The following is a 17,193-nucleotide window of genomic DNA, read 5'->3' as shown; positions in this document are numbered from 1 at the left end:
CGATGCCATAGGCAGGGCGTATCGGATCGTGACAATCTGTCCATGAAGACGCCACGTTCGTAACCGAGGGATCATCAGGGTTGAGGCGTGTTGCACACGGGGAAACTGCCGGGAGAATCGGTAAATCCTCCCGGCATCAGACGTGCAGAGGCTGAATCAGGCGAACGGTGTGTTCGTTTCCGCCTTTTCCTGCAACAGTTTGGGTGGTGCAAAGCGTTCACCATAGGTCTCGGCGAGCGCCGATGCCCGCTCCGTGAATGCTCTCACGCCATACTGATTGATGAACTGAATCGCGCCACCGGTCCACGGCGCATAGCCGATGCCAAAGATACTGCCGATATTCGCATCCTCTACCGTTCGCAATACGCCTTCCTCCAGACAACGAACGGTTTCGATGGCCTGAATGAAGAGGATCCGGTCTTTCAGCTCCTGCAGTTTGACCGTTCTTGCCTTCTCCGCGTTCACGAACAGAGTTTCCAGCTCCGGCCAGAGGTGTTTCTTGCCGTTGGCAGGGTACTCGTAGAAGCCCGCGCCCGCAGCCTTGCCCTTGCGGCCATGTTCGTTGACCATCGCATCAATGACGGCCTCCGCGGGGTGGGGATTCCAGGTTCCGCCGGCGGCTTCGGTATCCTTCCTGCTCTGGTCCCGGATGTGTTGCATCAGGGTCATGCTGACTTCGTCGGAAATCGCCAGTGGCCCGACGGGCATACCGGCCAGCACCCCCGCGTTTTCAATGCTCGCTGGATGAATACCTTCGCCAAGCATGCAGATGCCCTCGTTGACGAAGGTCCCAAAGACCCGCGAGGTAAAGAACCCTCGACTGTCGTTGACCACCACGGGAATCTTTCCGATCTGCTGAACGTAGTCAAACGAGCGCGCCAGGGTTTCATCCGAGGTTTTTTCGCCGACGATGATTTCTACCAGCTGCATCTTGTCGACCGGTGAGAAGAAATGCAGGCCAATGAAGTTCTCGGCGTTCGCAGAGGCTCCGGCGAGCTGGGTAATGGGGATGGTTGAGGTGTTGGACGCAAAAATCCCGTTTGCCACCAGTTTGGGTTCCGCTTCCTGGGTCACTTTTGCCTTCAGTCCACTGTCCTCGAAGACCGCCTCGATCACCAGATCACAGCCTTCCAGATCGTCTGACGAATCGGTGGCCTTGATGCGGCTCAGGATGTCTGCCTTCTGTTCTTCCGTCATTCGGCCACGACTGACTTTCTTGGCGAGCAGGTTCTCCGAGTAGCTTTTGCCTTTTTCGGCATTTTCAACGGAGACGTCTTTCAGCACCACATCGATACCCCGTGTCGCCGTTGAATAGGCGATACCTGCGCCCATCATGCCTGCGCCCAGAACACCCACCTTGCGGAAGGTTTCTTTCTCAACGCCCTCGGGGCGGCTGCCGCCCGCCTTGATGGCGTTCAACTGAAACCAGAAGGTGCCGGTCATGTTCTTGGCAACCTGGCCGATCACCAGTTCCGCAAAATACCGGGTCTCGATCAGGCTGCCGTTATCGAAATCGACCTGAGCGCCTTCAACGGCAGCGGAAAGTATGCGCTCCGGGGCCGGATAGCAGCCTTTGGTCTTCTGCTTCAGCATGGCCGGAGCGATCGCCAGCTTCTGCGCCATGGCAGGATGGTGGGGCGCGCCACCCGGGAACCTGAAGCCTTTCTGGTCCCACGGCTGCTGACATTTCGGGTTGGCCTCAATGAACGCTCGGGCTTTCGTGATCATATCGTCGGCAGAATCTGCCAGTTCGTTGATAATGCCGGCCTTGAGCGCAGCTTTCGGATTTACCTTTTTGCCTTCCATCAGGAACGGGAAGGCTGCCTCCAGGCCAATCATGCGAGGCAGTCGCTGGGTGCCGCCGCCACCTGGCAGCAGGCCCAGAGTCACTTCCGGCAGTCCAAGTTGAATGCTGTCGTCATTGATGGCGACACGGTAATGGCAGGCGAGGGCAATCTCGAGGCCGCCACCCAGGGCGGAGCCGTTGATGGCCGCCACCACGGGCTTTCCGGTGGTTTCCAGAAACCGCATGTGGGATTTCAGGCCGTTGACCATATCCTCGAAAGTCCTGGCGTCTTTGCGGGTGACCTTATGCAGTTCTTTCAGGTCGCCGCCGGCGAAAAACGTCTTTTTGGCGGAGGCAATGATGATGCCGCGAATGTTATCCAGGTCGTCTTTCACTTTTGCGGCGGTTTCCGAGAGGGCGTCCCGAAAAGCAGCGTTCATGGTGTTGGCGGACTGGCCGGGCATATCGATGGTGAGGGTCAGGATCTGGTCTGAACCCAGTTCGTAACGAATAGCACTCATAATTGGTTCTCCTGGAAAAGTGGACGGGTTCAGACGCGCTCAATGATGGTGGCAATGCCCATGCCGCCACCGACGCACAGTGTGGCCAGGCCGTAGCGCAGCTCGCGCCGCTCCAGCTCATCCAGCAGGGTGCCAAGGATCATGGCGCCGGTGGCACCCAGCGGGTGGCCCATGGCGATAGCCCCGCCGTTCACGTTCACTTTTTCGTCGGGAACCGAGAGTTCCCGCTGGAAGCGCATAACCACAGAGGCGAAGGCCTCGTTCACTTCAAACAGGTCGATCTGATCGGCAGTCATGCCCGCCTTTTCCAGTGCCTTGCGCGCTGCCGGGGCAGGACCGGTGAGCATGATGGTGGGGTCTGTGCTGGTTACGGCCGTGGCGATGATGCGGGCACGCGGCGTCAGCCCCATGGCTTTGCCCTTGGCTTCACTGCCGATGAGCATGGCGGTGGCACCGTCGACGATACCTGAGGAGTTGCCGGCATGATGAACGTGGTTAATCTTCTCCACATAATGGTATTTCTCCCGGGCGACACCGTCGAAGCCCATCTCGCCCATCATCTGGAAGGAGGGTTTCAGGCCGGAAAGGCTTTCCAGCGAAGTGTTGCCACGCACATGCTCATCGCGATCAAGGATCACCACGCCATTCTGGTCAGTGATCGGAATGATGGACTTCGCAAAGTAGCCGTTCTGCCAGGCATTGGCCGCTTTCTGCTGGGATTTCACGGCAAAGCCATCAACGTCTTCACGGCTGAAGCCCTCAAGGGTGGCAATCAGGTCTGCGCCGATGCCTTGGGGCATGAAACCGGTATGCAGATTGGTTTCCGGATCTGTGGCCCAGGCTCCGCCGTCGGAGCCCATGGGCACACGGGACATGGCCTCCACACCGCCGGCAACCACCATGTCTTCCCAGCCAGAGCGAACTTTCATGGCCGCCAGATTCACGGCTTCCAATCCGGAGGCGCAGAAACGGTTCAGGGTGACGCCCGCCACTTTTTCATCCCAGTCAGCGGCCAGCGCTGCCGTCTTAGCGATATCCGCACCCTGGTCACCCACGGCGGTTACGCAGCCCATCACAATGTCGTCCACCTGGGCGGTATCCAGGCTGTTCCTCTCCTGCAGCGCATGGAGCACCGTGGTCAACAGCGAGATGGGTTTGACGCTGTGAAGTGATCCGTCTTTTTTTCCGCGCCCCCTGGGGGTGCGGACTGCATCGAAGATATAAGCCTCGGTGGTCATTGCTTGTCCTCTGGTCATATTGTTTTCGGGTTTGATTTACCGATGACACAACCATAGCCGGTTGCGGTTGCAGGGGGTAATGACGCGGGCTGCCAATCGCATTGGCGAAATTGCTCATGAACCATGACAAGGAGGGGGCTGGCTTCTATGGTGTTAGAAACCGCAGACGAATTCGGGAGGCGGAAGCCATGTCTCTGCGAGATGCAATCGACAATTTCTACGAGCGGCTGGTGGTGGATGCCATCGAGGCAACGCGGGAGGAGTCTGACACAGCGGACTATCTGACCGATGTTATGTGCGTGGCTCTCAACCGACTGCCCACACGGTATTACCGGCATTCAATCGATATGATGTTTTACCTGGCGGACGAGGAACTCAAGGGGATGAAACAGAAATCCCTGGCCGCCGTAAAGGAAGCCAGGGAATTCGTCAGGGAACATCAGCGGGAGTAGACCGCTGGGCGCTTCAGGCCTCGTTCAGATTGGCGATGGCCCTGTTCAGTCGCTCAGCGAGCTCCGTGTCCGCGTTTTTGCCAGTGCCACCCAGGCACCAGGCTGCCAGCAGTTTCTCTACATCCTGCATTTGATCCGTGCTGTTGTCGGCGGAACCCATGCCATTGGCAAGGCGCTGAACCTGGATTTCCATGCGACGCTGCTGATCGGCTTCGGGGGAGGACACGCCGCAAAGGATTTCTGCGCGAATCACCAGCTCGACCGGATCGCTGGCGTCTGAGGCTTCTGCCAGTGCGGCCCAGTGCTGTGGCGCTGATTCACTTCCGGATTCGCCGGTTGTGGTCGCCATCACCAGAGACTGCCATGAGGCCATTTTTGCCTGCAGTCTCAGGGTGGAGAGAATCTTGCTAAGCCGCTGCTTTTCTTGCTGGACCTGTTCTCTGACGCCTTTTGAGAGTCCAGCAGCATCAATTTGCTTGAGCGTCGCAAGGGCTGAAGTGACTGCCTGTTCCTCACTTTCAGCGGATATTCCTGAAACCTTGTTGAGGCCCGCTTGCGCGGATTCGTCGGCGGCCCGTGATGCCTGCTGCTGTTCTGAGCGTTCGGCATCGCGGCGGGCAAAGATCTGGTCACATGCCTTTCGGAAAGCCTGCCAGAGTTTGCGGTCTTCACGGTGGCGGGTGATTCCGATGGCTTGCCACTCCCCCTGGAGGCCCTTGGCCTGGTTCATGGCCTCCTGGAGCGGCTCGTGGTCTACCAGGGCCTGGGCCTTGTCCACGATCGCCTGTTTCAAACCCTCATTTTTGCGGCGTTCTTCATCCAGAGGTGCTTCCAGCCTCTTTAGCAATTCATCAAAGCGCTTTTGAACGGCACGATTGTCGCGGAATTCCACTGGCCAGGCCTCTTTCCACTCCTGGCGGGCGGTCTGGTGGATTCGTTCTGCGGCTTTCCAGTCGATGGAAGACCAGTCGGCATTGTCCAGGAAGCTTTCGAGCTGCTCGCAAATGGCGGACCGTTTTTCCAGATTGGCCTGTTTGAGGCCGGACTTGGCAGAGAAGTAGGCCTTGCAGGGCTCGTAAGCCTTGTCCGAGGCAGCTTTGAACCGGGACCACAGCGAGCGATCTGAAGAGCCGCCGAGATCGCGCCACTCATTCTGCAACTCCTTGATTCGCTCGGCCTTTGCTTCCGGATCCATTGGCTGCTCTGCCAGGTATTCCATTTGCTCGCACAGGGCAATCTGCTTGGGTTCCGTGGCGAAGCCCTGCCAGTCCGAGAGTTCACGCAATTGCCCGGTAAGCAGTTGCATACGCGCCTGATAGGGTTTTGCGTGGCGCTGGTCCAGATCCCGGAAGTGCTGTTGTGCCGTTTTGAAGAGCTGTTTGGATTCTTTCAGCTGTTTGGCCTCCAGAGCCTCCTCCAGTTGCCTGATTTCGGCCTCGAGGCGAGTCGTCAGAGCTTTCTGTTGCTCCTGGTCAACTCGGGGCTCTGCCGGTTTCTTGCGTTTGCCGGCCAGCTTCCGCAATGGCTCCAGTAGTGCCGGGATGGGATAGCCTTCCGGCCAGTTGATCTCGGCAACCAGTGTCTTTGCCTGGGCACGCTGCTCGTCGGTGGTATCGTCTGCGCGCTCGAGCAGTGCGCCAAGTTCGACGATGGTTTCCCGTTCCTGGGTAATCCGACGGACAGAACTCAGGTAATTGCGCAGTGCCAGCATGGCGTTTTCGTAGGCTTTCTGTTCCTGCTTCTCCACTGCCGTATCCCGGGTTGCTTCCAGCCAGCGGTTTTCCTGGGTTTTCTGGAGTGCATCCAGGGACGCCAGTGAGGGCAGTGTTTCAGGCGGTTGAGACTTGAGCTCGTCCAGTGTGCGGGTCAGCAGATCCAGGGTTTCCTGACGTTGCAGCTTCTGCTCGCGCTGGCGCCTTTCATCTTCCGCCGCAGATTGCAGGGCCGCAATGCGCTCTTTGCACAGGTGAACCGCTTCGAGAAAGGCCTGGGCCTGTTCCGGTGAGGCGTGTGTTTCCACCTCTGTCCATTGTTTCAGTAGGGCATCGAGCCGGGCCTCATAAAGCTTGGTATCGTCACTCTTCGCCTGGTCCTGGGCATGGCGGGTAAGGGTAGCGATGGTCTGGCTGATGCTGTCCAGCCGGGCCTGCTCTTCGCGGCGCTGCTGCAGTGCCAGTTTAACGATCTGGTAGACACCTTTGTCACGGCCTTTGGCCTGTTTCTGCACTTCCTGCAGGCTGGCTTCGTCGGTCAGTCTGCCTGCAGCCGACTGCCGGATATCCGCGGTAACGCCGTCAATGGCAAGCTTGGCCAGGACATCCTGGGATGGTGCGCTCTCCAGTGTTTTGAGCTGTTCTTCCCTCCGGTCAGTCCGGGTATCTTCCTGTTCGACAGGCTCTGGCTGGGTGGCTTTCCGCTGTTTTGGCGTTGCCTCGGTTGTCTTGCGGGATTTGAACAGTTTCTGGATGAACGCGGCCATAAGAGTATCCTTGGGTGTTGAAACCAGTTCACGGTGTCGGGCAAAGTTGTGACGCCACCGGCCGTCGGCATCCGGTCAGGGATACCGGGTAGTTTGACTGGTCAGCCTGAGGTGCTGGCCAGCAGGAAAAATTCGCGGCTAGTCTAGCGTTTTGTATGCGTGTGCGGAAAGGGTCTGTATGGCAAAACAGGAAAATGACAACGATCAGGATTACAAGGCCCGGGCAACGGCACTCAGGTTGCTTGCCAGGCGCGAGCACAGTCGCCTCGAGTTAAGCCTGAAACTCCGCCAAAGAAAGCTGCCGGGCGACATTATTAACGCTGTTCTGGATGATTACGAGAAAGAGGGTTGGCTTGACGATGATCGGTTTGCTGACGTCTACGCCCGCCAAAGAATGGACCTTGGTTACGGACCGCTACGGATTCTTGGCGAACTTCAGCAGCGCGGGGTTCACAAGACTCCGGAGTGTGTTGACGAGATGACGGAGGAGGATTGGTGTCAGCGAGCTATCGGTATCCGCGATAAGCGTTTCGGCCTGGCGGATCTGAGTGACGACTGGGACGAAAAAGTGCGGCAGGCGCGTTTCCTGAATCGTAGGGGCTTTTCCGCCAGTCAGGTGGAGCGCGCGCTCGAGGCTCGTAGCGAATAGCCGGCGGAAGTCGGATTCTTCAAAGGGTCGGCGGTATCATGCCCAGTTCTGCGGGCAGGCCGGCCCTGAGCTTTCCGTCCGTTTGCAGCTCGTCTGATGGTCCTTCCGGTGCCCGGCTTTCCTCCATCTGTACGATCTGTTCCTCTGCTTCGGTCGCCGGGATACCCGGCTGGTTGAGCCGGGCGAGGACATCGTAATAGCGCCGGATATTCTGGACGTAGATCACCGGTTCGTGGCCCCGGGCATAGCCAAAGCGGGTCTTGGTATACCATTCCTTCTCGGCCAGTAACGGCAGGAATTCCTTTACGTCCATCCACCGGTCAGGGTCTCGTCCCGCGCCTTCTGTAAGCCGACGGGCGTCCTCCAGGTGCCCGAAACCCACGTTGTAGGAGGCGAGAGCGAACCAGGTTCGGTCTGGCTCCGGGATCCGTTCCGGGATTTTTTCGTGCACGATCCGGAAATACTTGGCTCCGCCCTGGATACTTTCTTCGGCGTCCAGGCGGTTGTTGATGCCGATATGGCTGGCAGTGTTCCTGGTCAGCATCATCAGTCCACGGACCCCGGTTGGCGATACCGCATTGGGGCGCCAGTGGGACTCCTGGTAACCAATGGCTGCGAGCAGTCGCCAGTCCATGTTGAAGTCGCGGGCATAGTCGCGAAACAGCGACTCGTATTTGGGCAACCGGTTCTCCACATGATGCATGAAGGTTCGGGCACCCACGTAATTCAGTCGATCAAGGTGGCCATAGAAGCGCTCGGAAATCTGGGCCAATGTTCCGTTGGTCTCGAGACTTTCCAGGAACTGGCGGGCCGCTTTTGCCAGGGAATCATCCTGCGCTGACGGGAAAAACCAGGCCAGTTCACCGGGTTCTCCAAGGGTAAAGGCCTCCTTCACCATCGGGTAGAATACGTGGTTAAGGTCGAGCTCGTTGGAGGAAACCATTGCGTAGGGGAATTCGCCGCTTTCAACGCGGGACAGAACGCCCGCGGCGTCCAGTCCGGGATGCACCTCCCATTCAAGCTCTGCGTTTTCCTGGCGGGCTTCATTCAGGCGGTGCTCGTGGTTGCTGTCGGATACCACGTGCACCGTTTTCCCGATCAGGTCTTGCAATGATTCGGGCCGCTCGACATCGCGGTTATAAACCAGGATCGACTGGGCGGTGATGCCGGTCGCTACGGTGCGATACTGATTGGCAGTATGGGGTTGTCTGGAAAGCCCGAGCATCCCGAAGTGGGCGTAGTTCTTTTCCAGAACGGACAGGATTTCTGTGTTGTTATCGGCAACGCGGACCCGGAGCTTTACGCCCAGTTCCTCGGCGAACAGTTTTGCCAGTTCGTAATCATAGCCGGTGGGGCCGTCTTCACTTTCCACATAGATAGACGGCGCCGTCCGGGTAATCACATGCAGCACCCCCTCATCACGAATTTCCTGGAGAGTGCTGGGCTGTGAGCATCCGGTCAGTATCAGGGCAGTGCCGAGGAAGAAAACAATCCCGGCGGATGCGCTTTTGAAAGCAGCAAATATCTTTGGCAAGTCCATGGACTCCGTCACGGCTGGATCATCTGGTTGTAGCGTCGCATAAAGCCACGCAACCTTGTCTATCCTGAGCGTGGAATTCCTTTCCACACTTCAATGATCCTTGGTGTCGGAGGCCTGGTCAATAAAGCTGGTTAATTAATGTGCAAAACAATGTTAATTGTACAGCCCGGGATTAACGCCTCAAGCGCTGTATCCTGACCCCGCTTTCGAGTATCATGTCGGCCTTTCAAATTGCACCCAGACTTCCCCGTTTCGCGCGATACAGGTTGATATCATGCTTGAACTTCGCGGCGCTCCCGCGCTCTCGCCATTCCGCTCCCGCAAATTGCATTCCCGGATTCAGGATATCGTGCCTGAAATCGAGCATGTTTATGCTGAGTTCATGCACTTTGTGGATCTGGAGGCAGACCTCTCGGACGCGGAGCAAGCTATTCTGGACCGGCTCCTCACCTATGGCCCGAGTGTGCCGGTGGAAGAGCCTGACGGCGTGCTTTTCCTGGTTGTGCCTCGCCCCGGCACGCTCTCGCCCTGGTCCAGCAAGGCAACGGACATCGCCCGAAACTGTGGCCTGCGGCAGATACATCGGATTGAGCGGGGCACGGCCTATTACATTCGTTCGGGGCGCAAGCTTGGCCTGGAACAACGCGAGAAAATCGCAGCGCTTCTGCATGACCGCATGACCCAGAAAGTATTTCATGAGATGGGCGGCGCAGAGCTGTTGTTCAGCCATGAAGAGCCTCGGCTCCTGGGAAGGGTGCCAGTTCTCGCCGGTGGTCGCGATGCCCTGGTGGAAGCCAACTCGCGCCTGGGGCTGGCGCTTGCCGAAGATGAAATTGACTACCTGGTTAAGTCCTTCACGGATCTTGAGCGGGATCCGACCGACGTGGAACTCATGATGTTCGCCCAGGCGAACTCCGAGCATTGTCGCCACAAGATATTCAACGCTTCCTGGGATATTGACGGCGAGGGTCAGGAAAAATCCCTGTTCGCCATGATCCGGAATACCTTCGAAATGAACAGCGAGGGCGTACTATCCGCCTACAAGGACAACGCCTCGGTTATTCGGGGTAGTCGTGGTGGCCGCTTCTTCCCGGACCCTGAGACGGGTGTCTACGGATATAACGAAGAAGACATCCATATTCTGATGAAGGTGGAAACGCACAACCACCCGACGGCGATTGCTCCTGCCGCCGGCGCCGCCACAGGCTCCGGCGGCGAAATTCGCGACGAAGGTGCTACCGGCCGGGGTTCCAAGCCCAAGGCGGGTCTGACTGGTTTCACAGTCTCCAACCTGAATCTGCCAGATGATCCCCAGCCATGGGAAATCAACTACGGCAAACCTGAACGCATCGCTTCACCGCTCGACATCATGATTGAAGGGCCTATTGGTGGCGCGGCATTCAATAACGAATTCGGACGTCCCAACCTGGCGGGCTACTTCCGGACGTTTGAGGAAAAAGTGCCCGGAGCCGCCGGCGAAGAAGTCCGCGGTTACCACAAGCCGATCATGATTGCCGGTGGTCTTGGCAACATTCGTGAGGAGCATGTTGAAAAGGGCAATATCCCGGTGGGTGCGAAACTCATCGTGTTGGGTGGGCCCTCCATGCTGATCGGTCTGGGCGGTGGTGCGGCTTCGTCCATGGACTCGGGCTCCAGTAACGAAAATCTGGACTTTGCGTCAGTACAGCGGGACAACCCCGAGATGGAGCGTCGGTGCCAGGAAGTTATCGACCGCTGCTGGCAGATGGGCGACAGGAATCCTATCGCGTTCATCCATGATGTGGGCGCCGGTGGTCTGTCCAACGCTATGCCTGAGCTTGTCAAAGATGGCGGTCGCGGCGGTAAATTCGAGCTTCGCGACATTCCCAGTGACGAGCCGGGAATGTCTCCGCTGGAAATCTGGTGTAACGAATCCCAGGAACGGTATGTGATGGCAGTGGCTCCGGAAAACCTGGAGCAATTTGACGCCCTGTGCCGCCGCGAGCGCTGCCCCTATGCCGTGATAGGCGAGGCGACAGAAGCTCATCATCTGGAACTGGGCGATTCCTACTTCGACGACAAGCCGGTTGATCTGCCGATGGAAGTGCTGTTCGGCAAACCGCCGCGCATGCATCGGAGTGTCAGCCGCGCTTCCTTTACGAAGCCCATTTTCGACTCCACCAAAATCGATCTGGATGATGCCATTCGCCGCGTTCTGCGTCTGCCGTCTGTTGGCTCCAAGAGCTTTTTGATCACCATTGGTGACCGGACCATTACCGGCCTGGTTGCCCGGGATCAGATGGTTGGGCCCTGGCAGGTTCCGGTCGCTGATGTGGCTGTGACCGCCACCTCCTTCGATGTTCGCACCGGTGAAGCAATGGCCATGGGCGAGCGCACGCCGGTCGCCACGATCGATGCGCCCGCGTCCGGTCGCATGGCCGTCGGTGAAGTGATTACCAATATGGCGGCAGCTCCGATCGGCAAGTTGTCCGATATCCGGCTCTCTGCAAACTGGATGGCCGCTGCTGGCCACCCGGGTGAAGATGAGAATCTCTACGAGACCGTTCGCGCGGTAGGCATGGAATTGTGCCCGGAGCTTGGAATCACGATCCCCGTGGGCAAGGACTCCATGTCCATGAAGACCATGTGGGAAGAAGACAGCGGCGAACAGAAAAGCGTGACTGCACCGCTTTCATTGATTGTCAGTGGTTTTGCACCGGTTATTGATGTTGCAAGGACGCTGACTCCCCAGCTGGTCAAGGATGCTGGCGAGACAGACCTGATCCTCGTGGATCTTGCTGCTGGCCAGAACCGCCTTGGGGGCTCCGCTCTGGCTCAGGTTTACCGTCAGGTCGGTGCAGTTGCACCGGATCTGGATGACCCGGAGGACATCAAGGCTTTCTTTGCGGTTATTCAGGGTCTGAACAGCGACGGTAAGCTCCTGGCCTATCACGATCGTTCAGATGGCGGCCTGTTCGTCACCCTGGCTGAAATGTGTTTCGCCGGCCACTGTGGGGTTGATATCAAGCTGGATGGCCTCGCCGAGGATCGCAGTCAGTTTGCCCGGGAACTTTTTAATGAAGAGCTGGGTGCCGTCATCCAGGTACGCAGGGAAGACACCGGTTTTGTCTTGCAGCAATTCTCTGCCGCGGGTCTTGGGGACTACATCAGTGTTATCGGTAGCCCGAATGATACCGACAACCTTCGCCTGACCTTCGAAGGTAGCACTGTGGTGGATGAATCCCGGGTGGAGCTCCAGCGCCTGTGGTCCGAGACCAGTTACCGTGTTCAGTCGCTCCGGGATAACGCCGACTGCGCTCGCGAAGAATTCGATAATCTGCTTGACGCAGAGGATCCCGGTCTCCACGCCGAACTCTCTTACGACATCAACGACGACGTGGCTGCCCCGTATATCAACAAGGGAGCCCGTCCAAAGGTTGCGGTTCTGCGGGAGCAGGGTGTCAATGGTCAGGTTGAGATGGCAGCCGCATTCGACCGTGCCGGCTTCGATTCTGTCGATGTGCATATGAGCGATCTGCTCTCTGGCCGGGTTACGCTGGATGGCTTTAACAGCCTGGTTGCCTGTGGCGGTTTCTCCTACGGTGACGTTCTGGGCGCTGGCGAGGGCTGGGCCAAGTCGATTCTGTTCAGCGATCGCGTCAGGGACCAGTTTGCGGCGTTCTTTAATCGCCAGGACACGCTGGCGCTGGGTGTGTGCAATGGCTGTCAGATGCTCTCCAATCTTCACGAGCTCATTCCGGGAAGTGAGGGCTGGCCACGTTTCGTACGTAACCAGTCCGAGCAGTTTGAGGCGCGCCTGGTTATGGCTGAGGTGATGCCGTCACCGTCGGCGTTCATGGATGGAATGGCCGGTTCCCGTATGCCGATTGCCGTTGCTCACGGCGAAGGTAGGGTTGAGTTTGCCAGCGGCACCTCGGCAGAAGCTCTCTCCGCGAACGAGTTGGTGGCGCTGCGCTATGTGGATAATCGGGGGCAGGCGACCGTACGCTATCCCTACAACCCGAATGGATCCGAAGCCGGTATTACTGGTGTGACAACGCGCGATGGCAGGGTCACCATCATGATGCCGCATCCCGAGCGAGTATTCCGGGCTGTCCAGCATTCCTGGCGCCCCTCTGAGTGGCAGGAAGACGGTTCCTGGATTCGCATGTTCCGAAATGCGAGACGCTGGTTCGGCTGATTTTCCGTTCCAGTAACAAGCCGGTTTTGGGTGCGCTCAACATGAGTGTTTATTCCAAAGCCGGCTTTTTTGTTTTGCGCCCTTTTTTTGGGCGTTTTTCAAGGGAAAAAATCGGCAAAAATGGCAAAAATCCCCTTGACTCAGTATTTTTATGCACATTGCTGGTGCCTCCCTGTTTGTTCTGTGCACAAAGAGCAGGAATTTGGTTCAACTTTTGCCCAAAAGTCATAACCAATTGAAAAATATAGAATAAATGAATCAGGTGATTTTGTCGCCAATTTAACGGAAGTGCAGTGATTACGGGGTTTGAGGGCGTGTTCCCAAAAACTTTCCCCAGAGTTATCCACAGATTCTGTGGGTAAGTATCTAAGCTATTAATCTGTACAAAAAATATCCGACCTGAAGGAGGTTTTTCGATGTACAAGATGTGTTATTTCGTTCCGGAGACTCACGTCGAAAAAACCAAACAGGCATTGTTCGATGCCGGCGCCGGTCGAATCGGTGATTACGATTCCTGTGCCTGGCAATGTCTTGGAAGAGGGCAGTTTCGTCCGCTTGAAGGAAGCGATCCGTTTCTCGGCCATGCCGGGGAGATTGAAGCGGTGGATGAATACAAGGTCGAGCTGGTTTGTGCCGACGAGCTGATAAAGGATGCCCTCGCGGCACTTAAGCAGGCCCACCCATACGAGGAGCCCGCTTACGAAATCTATCGAATGGAAGAATTGTAGTCGCCCGCGCTACTTGCGATCTTTCGCCATGGGGTGGCGGATATCGCTCACGTGAACCCCGAAGGATTCGCGACTGTAGTCAGACAGGAAAAGTTCCAGGGTTCGCTTGACGGTCGGGAACGAGATTTCTTCCCAGGGAATCTCGTCCAGGCCGAACAGTCTGGATTCGAGGGACTCCTCACCTGCACCAAACTGACCGTCTTTCAGTGTGGCCCGGTAGAACATGTGAACCTGATTGATGTGCGGGACGTCGATGATGGAATAGAGGCCTTCAATGTTAACCTCTGCAAGCGCTTCTTCCAGCGTTTCCCGCTCCGCGGCCTCGATGGTGGTTTCGGCGTTCTCCATGAAACCTGCAGGCAGCGTCCAGTAACCATAGCGAGGTTCGATAGCGCGGCGACACAGCAGTATCTGGCCCTCCCATACGGGCACCGTGCCGGCGACAATGCGAGGGTTCTGGTAATGTATGGTATCGCAGCTGACACAGACATAGCGGTGACGGTTATCGCCTTCGGGGATGCGTTGTTCAACCGGATGGCCGCATGTGCTGCAGTACTTCATGATTTTCCCCGTATACTTGAATTGGTTTGGTAGTCAGTTTAACGATCCCGGCTGCCTCTGTCTCATCCAACCTCCGGATGTACCGTGGAGATGAACATTGCGTGATTTACTTGCCGAGCGCCTGGCCGGCTATGCACCGCGCCAGTTGGCCCTGGATTATCCTGAGGCAGGCATACTGGTTCCGGTAACCGACGATCTGAAAAACCCGGAGATGATCTTTACGCTCAGGTCCGAGAATCTGAGCACCCATCGCGGGCAGGTCGCCTATCCCGGCGGCAAAAGGGATCCGGAAGATCCGTCTCTGGCAGCAACGGCGTTACGTGAAACCCATGAAGAGATCGGATTGCCGCCGGATCAAGTACAACTAATTGCGCCGCTCAGTCAGGTGATGTCCCGCTACGGAATTCTAGTTACACCTTACGTTGGTGTGATTCCCGGAGATCATCCTTTGGAGCCAAACCCCCATGAAATCGAAAGTGTATTCCGCGTGCCTCTATCGTTTTTTCTGGAAGACAGGCGGGAGCGCACAGATGCTCTGGATTTCCTGAACCATACGTTTTACGTACCCTGCTACCGTTGGGAACGCTACGAGATCTGGGGCCTGTCGGCAGTGGTTCTGGTTGACTTCCTGAACGCTGTGTACGATGCCGGAATCGATCTGCTTGAACCGCCTGAAGGAGGCTGAGAATGTTTTACCAGTTGAATGACCGAACGCCGGAACTGGAAGGTGAGGGTCACTTTGTGGCCGAGAACGCGTCGGTGATAGGCCGTGTCCGGCTGATGGATAAGGCCAGCGTCTGGTTCAATGCCGTTCTACGTGGTGACAACGAGTGGATCACCATTGGGCCTAAAACAAATGTTCAGGACGGTTCGGTACTGCATACAGACCCGGGTATGCCTCTTACTCTGGGTAAGGGTGTAACGGTTGGTCACAAGGTAATGCTCCATGGGTGCGAGATTGGTGATTACTCTTTAATTGGCATAAATGCTGTGGTTCTGAACGGAGCAAAGATTGGCAAGCACTGCCTGATTGGCGCCAATGCTCTCATTCCCGAAGGAATGGAGGTGCCTGACGGCTCCATGGTTGTCGGTTCGCCGGGCAAGATCAAGCGGGAGCTCAACGATAGCCAGAAGAAGATGCTGGAAATGAGTGCGCAGCACTATGTTCAGAATGCTGCCCGCTACGCCGATGAGCTCAAGCCCTGCGAGCCGAAAAAATGAGTGTTGCTGACAAGGTTCGATCGCCCTGCGTAAGCATCTGCGCGCTTGATGAAAATGACATCTGTGTGGGCTGCCATCGAAGTGGGGATGAGATCACCCTCTGGACCAGGATGGATGACGACGAACGGCGCGAGGTGCTCCGGAAAGTGGCGGAGCGCGAAAAAGGTTCCCTGATTCACGGCTAACATAGGTGTTGGTAAATCATGACTGACTCAGTTCGAATTGGTACTCCCCTCAAAGGTAATGCCTTCAGGGTTTTGTTTTGTGGATCCGGTGAGCTTGGCAAGGAAGTTGTCATTGAACTTCAGCGCTATGGCGTCGAAGTGATCGCTGTCGACAGATATGCGGATGCGCCTGCCATGCAGGTGGCGCATCGGAGCCATGTCATCGACATGCTGGACGGCGCCAGCCTGCGCAGTGTTATTGAACAGGAAAAGCCGGATCTGATTGTTCCGGAGATTGAAGCGATTGCCACGCCGGAGTTGGTAAAGCTCGAAGAGGAAGGCTATCGCGTCATCCCCACCGCCAGAGCGGTGAACCTAACCATGAACCGTGAAGGAATCCGGAGGCTCGCGGCTGAAGAGCTCGGGCTGCCTACCTCACCCTACCGCTTTGCGGGTACCCGGGAAGAATACCTTGCCGCCGTGAACGAAATAGGCCTGCCACTTGTGGTAAAGCCGGTCATGAGCTCGTCGGGCAAGGGGCAGAGTACCGTCAAGACCGAGGATGATATTGAAGCGGCCTGGGAATATGCCCAGTCTGGCGGGCGTGCCGGTAAGGGAAGGGTGATTGTCGAAGGCTTTGTGGACTTTGACTATGAGATTACCCTGCTCACCGTCAAGCACCGTGATGGCGTATCTTTTTGTGAGCCCATCGGGCACAGGCAGGAAGATGGAGACTATCGGGAATCCTGGCAACCACAGCCAATGGCCCCGCTGGCCTACGAGCGTTCGGCCGAAGTTGCCCGCGCTGTGGTCGAAAACCTCGGTGGCTATGGCATCTACGGTGTGGAGCTGTTTGTTAAGGAAGACAATGTCTGGTTCTCCGAGGTTTCGCCGCGTCCGCACGATACTGGCCTGGTTACGTTGGTCTCACAGGACCTGTCCGAATTTGCTCTGCATGCCCGAGCCATTCTGGGTTTGCCCATTCCCGCGATACGGCAGACTGGTCCCTCGGCATCAGCCGTGATTCTTCCTGAGGGCGATTCGGCGTCCGTGTCGTATTCCGGTCTTGAGTCAGCGCTTTCCGAGCCGGATACTCAATTGCGTTTGTTCGGCAAGCCCGAGTTGAAGGGGCGCCGTCGAATGGGCGTTGCCCTGGCGAAGGGCGCAACGGTGGATGAAGCGCGCAAGAAAGCTCGCGACTCGGCAAATTCGGTTACCGTTGAACTGTGAGGTTCATCCAGGCCTGGCTCTGATCAGCCAGGCCTATGAGGGTTTGATGACGATTTCCGAAAAAAATCGGAACGAACCGTTGACACCTTCGGGCAGGTCTGTAGAATGCGCATCTCTTTCGAGGGGAGCACCGCTGAGGCGGCTCAGAAATCGAAAGATAACTGTTTGAAAGCGCTGAAGAAAATGAGTTTCAAAATTCTTCAGAAAGCAGTTGACAGGCAAGCGATTCGCTGTAGAATGCGCGCCTCGATACAAGCAGTAAGCCGGGTCATTTTTCGGCGCTTTCCGGAGACGGAAAACATCGAAAAATAAACGGTTGACAAGGCGGCGCTACGATGTAGAATACGCTGCCTTGATTGAGCAACAGCTCAAACGCTCTTTAAAAAGTTGACCAAGTAATTCGTGTGGGCGCTGGCCGAGGTATTTCGGATATGAAATATCAGG

General features: G+C 56.9%; 13 protein-coding genes. 8 read left to right on the top strand and 5 right to left on the bottom strand.

Features of this window, described 5'->3' with window-relative positions:
• Window positions 1-156: 156 nt before the first annotated feature.
• On the bottom strand, window positions 157-2,307 hold the full coding sequence (locus tag EDB94_RS17895) for a 3-hydroxyacyl-CoA dehydrogenase NAD-binding domain-containing protein (protein WP_108019210.1): 2,151 nt from the start codon (window positions 2,305-2,307) through the stop codon (window positions 157-159).
• A 29-nt stretch (window positions 2,308-2,336) separates the two neighbouring features.
• Window positions 2,337-3,545: an acetyl-CoA C-acetyltransferase gene (locus EDB94_RS17890; protein WP_014576681.1), complete on the bottom strand. Its 1,209-nt coding sequence runs from the start codon at window positions 3,543-3,545 to the stop codon at window positions 2,337-2,339.
• A gap of 188 nt (window positions 3,546-3,733) precedes the next feature.
• Here EDB94_RS17890 and EDB94_RS17885 point away from each other — a divergent pair, with 188 nt between their 5' ends.
• Entirely contained in the window at window positions 3,734-3,997 is a 264-nt protein-coding gene (locus EDB94_RS17885; protein WP_014576682.1) for a late competence development ComFB family protein, read from the top strand.
• 13 nt (window positions 3,998-4,010) lie between these two features.
• On the opposite strand, the gene EDB94_RS17880 is transcribed toward EDB94_RS17885, so the two are convergent.
• The gene (locus tag EDB94_RS17880) at window positions 4,011-6,476 is read right to left on the bottom strand and encodes a DUF349 domain-containing protein (RefSeq protein WP_108019211.1); all 2,466 of its coding nucleotides are present in this window, start codon (window positions 6,474-6,476) and stop codon (window positions 4,011-4,013) included.
• 178 nt (window positions 6,477-6,654) lie between these two features.
• Between EDB94_RS17880 and EDB94_RS17875 the strand changes: the two genes are divergently transcribed.
• Window positions 6,655-7,125, top strand: coding sequence for a regulatory protein RecX (locus EDB94_RS17875; RefSeq protein ID WP_062784966.1), 471 nt, complete (start codon window positions 6,655-6,657; stop codon window positions 7,123-7,125).
• Window positions 7,126-7,144: 19 nt separating this feature from the next.
• On the opposite strand, the gene mltF is transcribed toward EDB94_RS17875, so the two are convergent.
• The gene (mltF, locus tag EDB94_RS17870; RefSeq protein WP_108019212.1) at window positions 7,145-8,665 is read right to left on the bottom strand and encodes a membrane-bound lytic murein transglycosylase MltF; all 1,521 of its coding nucleotides are present in this window, start codon (window positions 8,663-8,665) and stop codon (window positions 7,145-7,147) included.
• Window positions 8,666-8,939: 274 nt separating this feature from the next.
• Between mltF and purL the strand changes: the two genes are divergently transcribed.
• Window positions 8,940-12,845, top strand: a complete 3,906-nt coding sequence (gene purL, locus EDB94_RS17865; protein ID WP_108019213.1) for a phosphoribosylformylglycinamidine synthase — start codon at window positions 8,940-8,942, stop codon at window positions 12,843-12,845.
• Window positions 12,846-13,261: 416 nt separating this feature from the next.
• Window positions 13,262-13,573 carry a YqfO family protein gene (locus tag EDB94_RS17860; RefSeq protein ID WP_053114894.1) on the top strand — a complete coding sequence of 104 codons (312 nt, stop codon included), beginning with the start codon at window positions 13,262-13,264 and terminating at the stop codon, window positions 13,571-13,573.
• Between the two features lie 9 nt (window positions 13,574-13,582).
• On the opposite strand, the gene EDB94_RS17855 is transcribed toward EDB94_RS17860, so the two are convergent.
• Window positions 13,583-14,134 (bottom strand): NUDIX hydrolase, encoded by a 552-nt coding sequence (locus EDB94_RS17855; RefSeq protein WP_108019214.1) that lies wholly within the window; start codon window positions 14,132-14,134, stop codon window positions 13,583-13,585.
• 97 nt (window positions 14,135-14,231) lie between these two features.
• On the opposite strand from EDB94_RS17855, the gene EDB94_RS17850 reads away from it, so the two are divergent.
• From EDB94_RS17850 to purT, 4 genes are read left to right on the top strand one after another with little or no spacing between them, the layout of a single operon-like run.
• Entirely contained in the window at window positions 14,232-14,819 is a 588-nt protein-coding gene (locus tag EDB94_RS17850; RefSeq protein WP_108019215.1) for a CoA pyrophosphatase, read from the top strand.
• Window positions 14,820-14,821: 2 nt separating this feature from the next.
• Window positions 14,822-15,355, top strand: coding sequence for a gamma carbonic anhydrase family protein (locus tag EDB94_RS17845; RefSeq protein ID WP_108019216.1), 534 nt, complete (start codon window positions 14,822-14,824; stop codon window positions 15,353-15,355).
• A complete protein-coding gene (locus tag EDB94_RS17840; protein WP_008171481.1) occupies window positions 15,352-15,540 on the top strand; it encodes a DUF1289 domain-containing protein in 189 nt (62 codons plus the stop codon). Before EDB94_RS17845 ends, EDB94_RS17840 begins: the two co-directional genes overlap by 4 nt.
• Before the next feature lie 18 nt (window positions 15,541-15,558).
• On the top strand, window positions 15,559-16,749 hold the full coding sequence (gene purT / locus EDB94_RS17835; protein WP_108019217.1) for a formate-dependent phosphoribosylglycinamide formyltransferase: 1,191 nt from the start codon (window positions 15,559-15,561) through the stop codon (window positions 16,747-16,749).
• Window positions 16,750-17,193: the final 444 nt, after the last annotated feature.

Origin of the sequence: Marinobacter sp. 3-2, from assembly GCF_003751355.1 — a bacterium.
GTDB lineage: Bacteria > Pseudomonadota > Gammaproteobacteria > Pseudomonadales > Oleiphilaceae > Marinobacter > Marinobacter adhaerens.
The sequence above is the reverse complement of the archived record's forward strand: the minus strand, read 5'-3'. Positions and strand labels throughout refer to the sequence as shown.

What these genes read in the sequence shown, in the direction of transcription:
- EDB94_RS17895 (WP_108019210.1), bottom strand. Translation starts at nt 2,307, where the DNA reads ATGAGTGCTATTCGTTACGAACTGGGTTCAGACCAGATCCTGACCCTC.
- EDB94_RS17890 (WP_014576681.1), bottom strand. Translation starts at nt 3,545, where the DNA reads ATGACCACCGAGGCTTATATCTTCGATGCAGTCCGCACCCCCAGGGGG.
- EDB94_RS17885 (WP_014576682.1), top strand. Translation starts at nt 3,734, where the DNA reads ATGTCTCTGCGAGATGCAATCGACAATTTCTACGAGCGGCTGGTGGTG.
- EDB94_RS17880 (WP_108019211.1), bottom strand. Translation starts at nt 6,476, where the DNA reads ATGGCCGCGTTCATCCAGAAACTGTTCAAATCCCGCAAGACAACCGAG.
- EDB94_RS17875 (WP_062784966.1), top strand. Translation starts at nt 6,655, where the DNA reads ATGGCAAAACAGGAAAATGACAACGATCAGGATTACAAGGCCCGGGCA.
- mltF (WP_108019212.1), bottom strand. Translation starts at nt 8,665, where the DNA reads ATGGACTTGCCAAAGATATTTGCTGCTTTCAAAAGCGCATCCGCCGGG.
- purL (WP_108019213.1), top strand. Translation starts at nt 8,940, where the DNA reads ATGCTTGAACTTCGCGGCGCTCCCGCGCTCTCGCCATTCCGCTCCCGC.
- EDB94_RS17860 (WP_053114894.1), top strand. Translation starts at nt 13,262, where the DNA reads ATGTACAAGATGTGTTATTTCGTTCCGGAGACTCACGTCGAAAAAACC.
- EDB94_RS17855 (WP_108019214.1), bottom strand. Translation starts at nt 14,134, where the DNA reads ATGAAGTACTGCAGCACATGCGGCCATCCGGTTGAACAACGCATCCCC.
- EDB94_RS17845 (WP_108019216.1), top strand. Translation starts at nt 14,822, where the DNA reads ATGTTTTACCAGTTGAATGACCGAACGCCGGAACTGGAAGGTGAGGGT.
- EDB94_RS17840 (WP_008171481.1), top strand. Translation starts at nt 15,352, where the DNA reads ATGAGTGTTGCTGACAAGGTTCGATCGCCCTGCGTAAGCATCTGCGCG.
- purT (WP_108019217.1), top strand. Translation starts at nt 15,559, where the DNA reads ATGACTGACTCAGTTCGAATTGGTACTCCCCTCAAAGGTAATGCCTTC.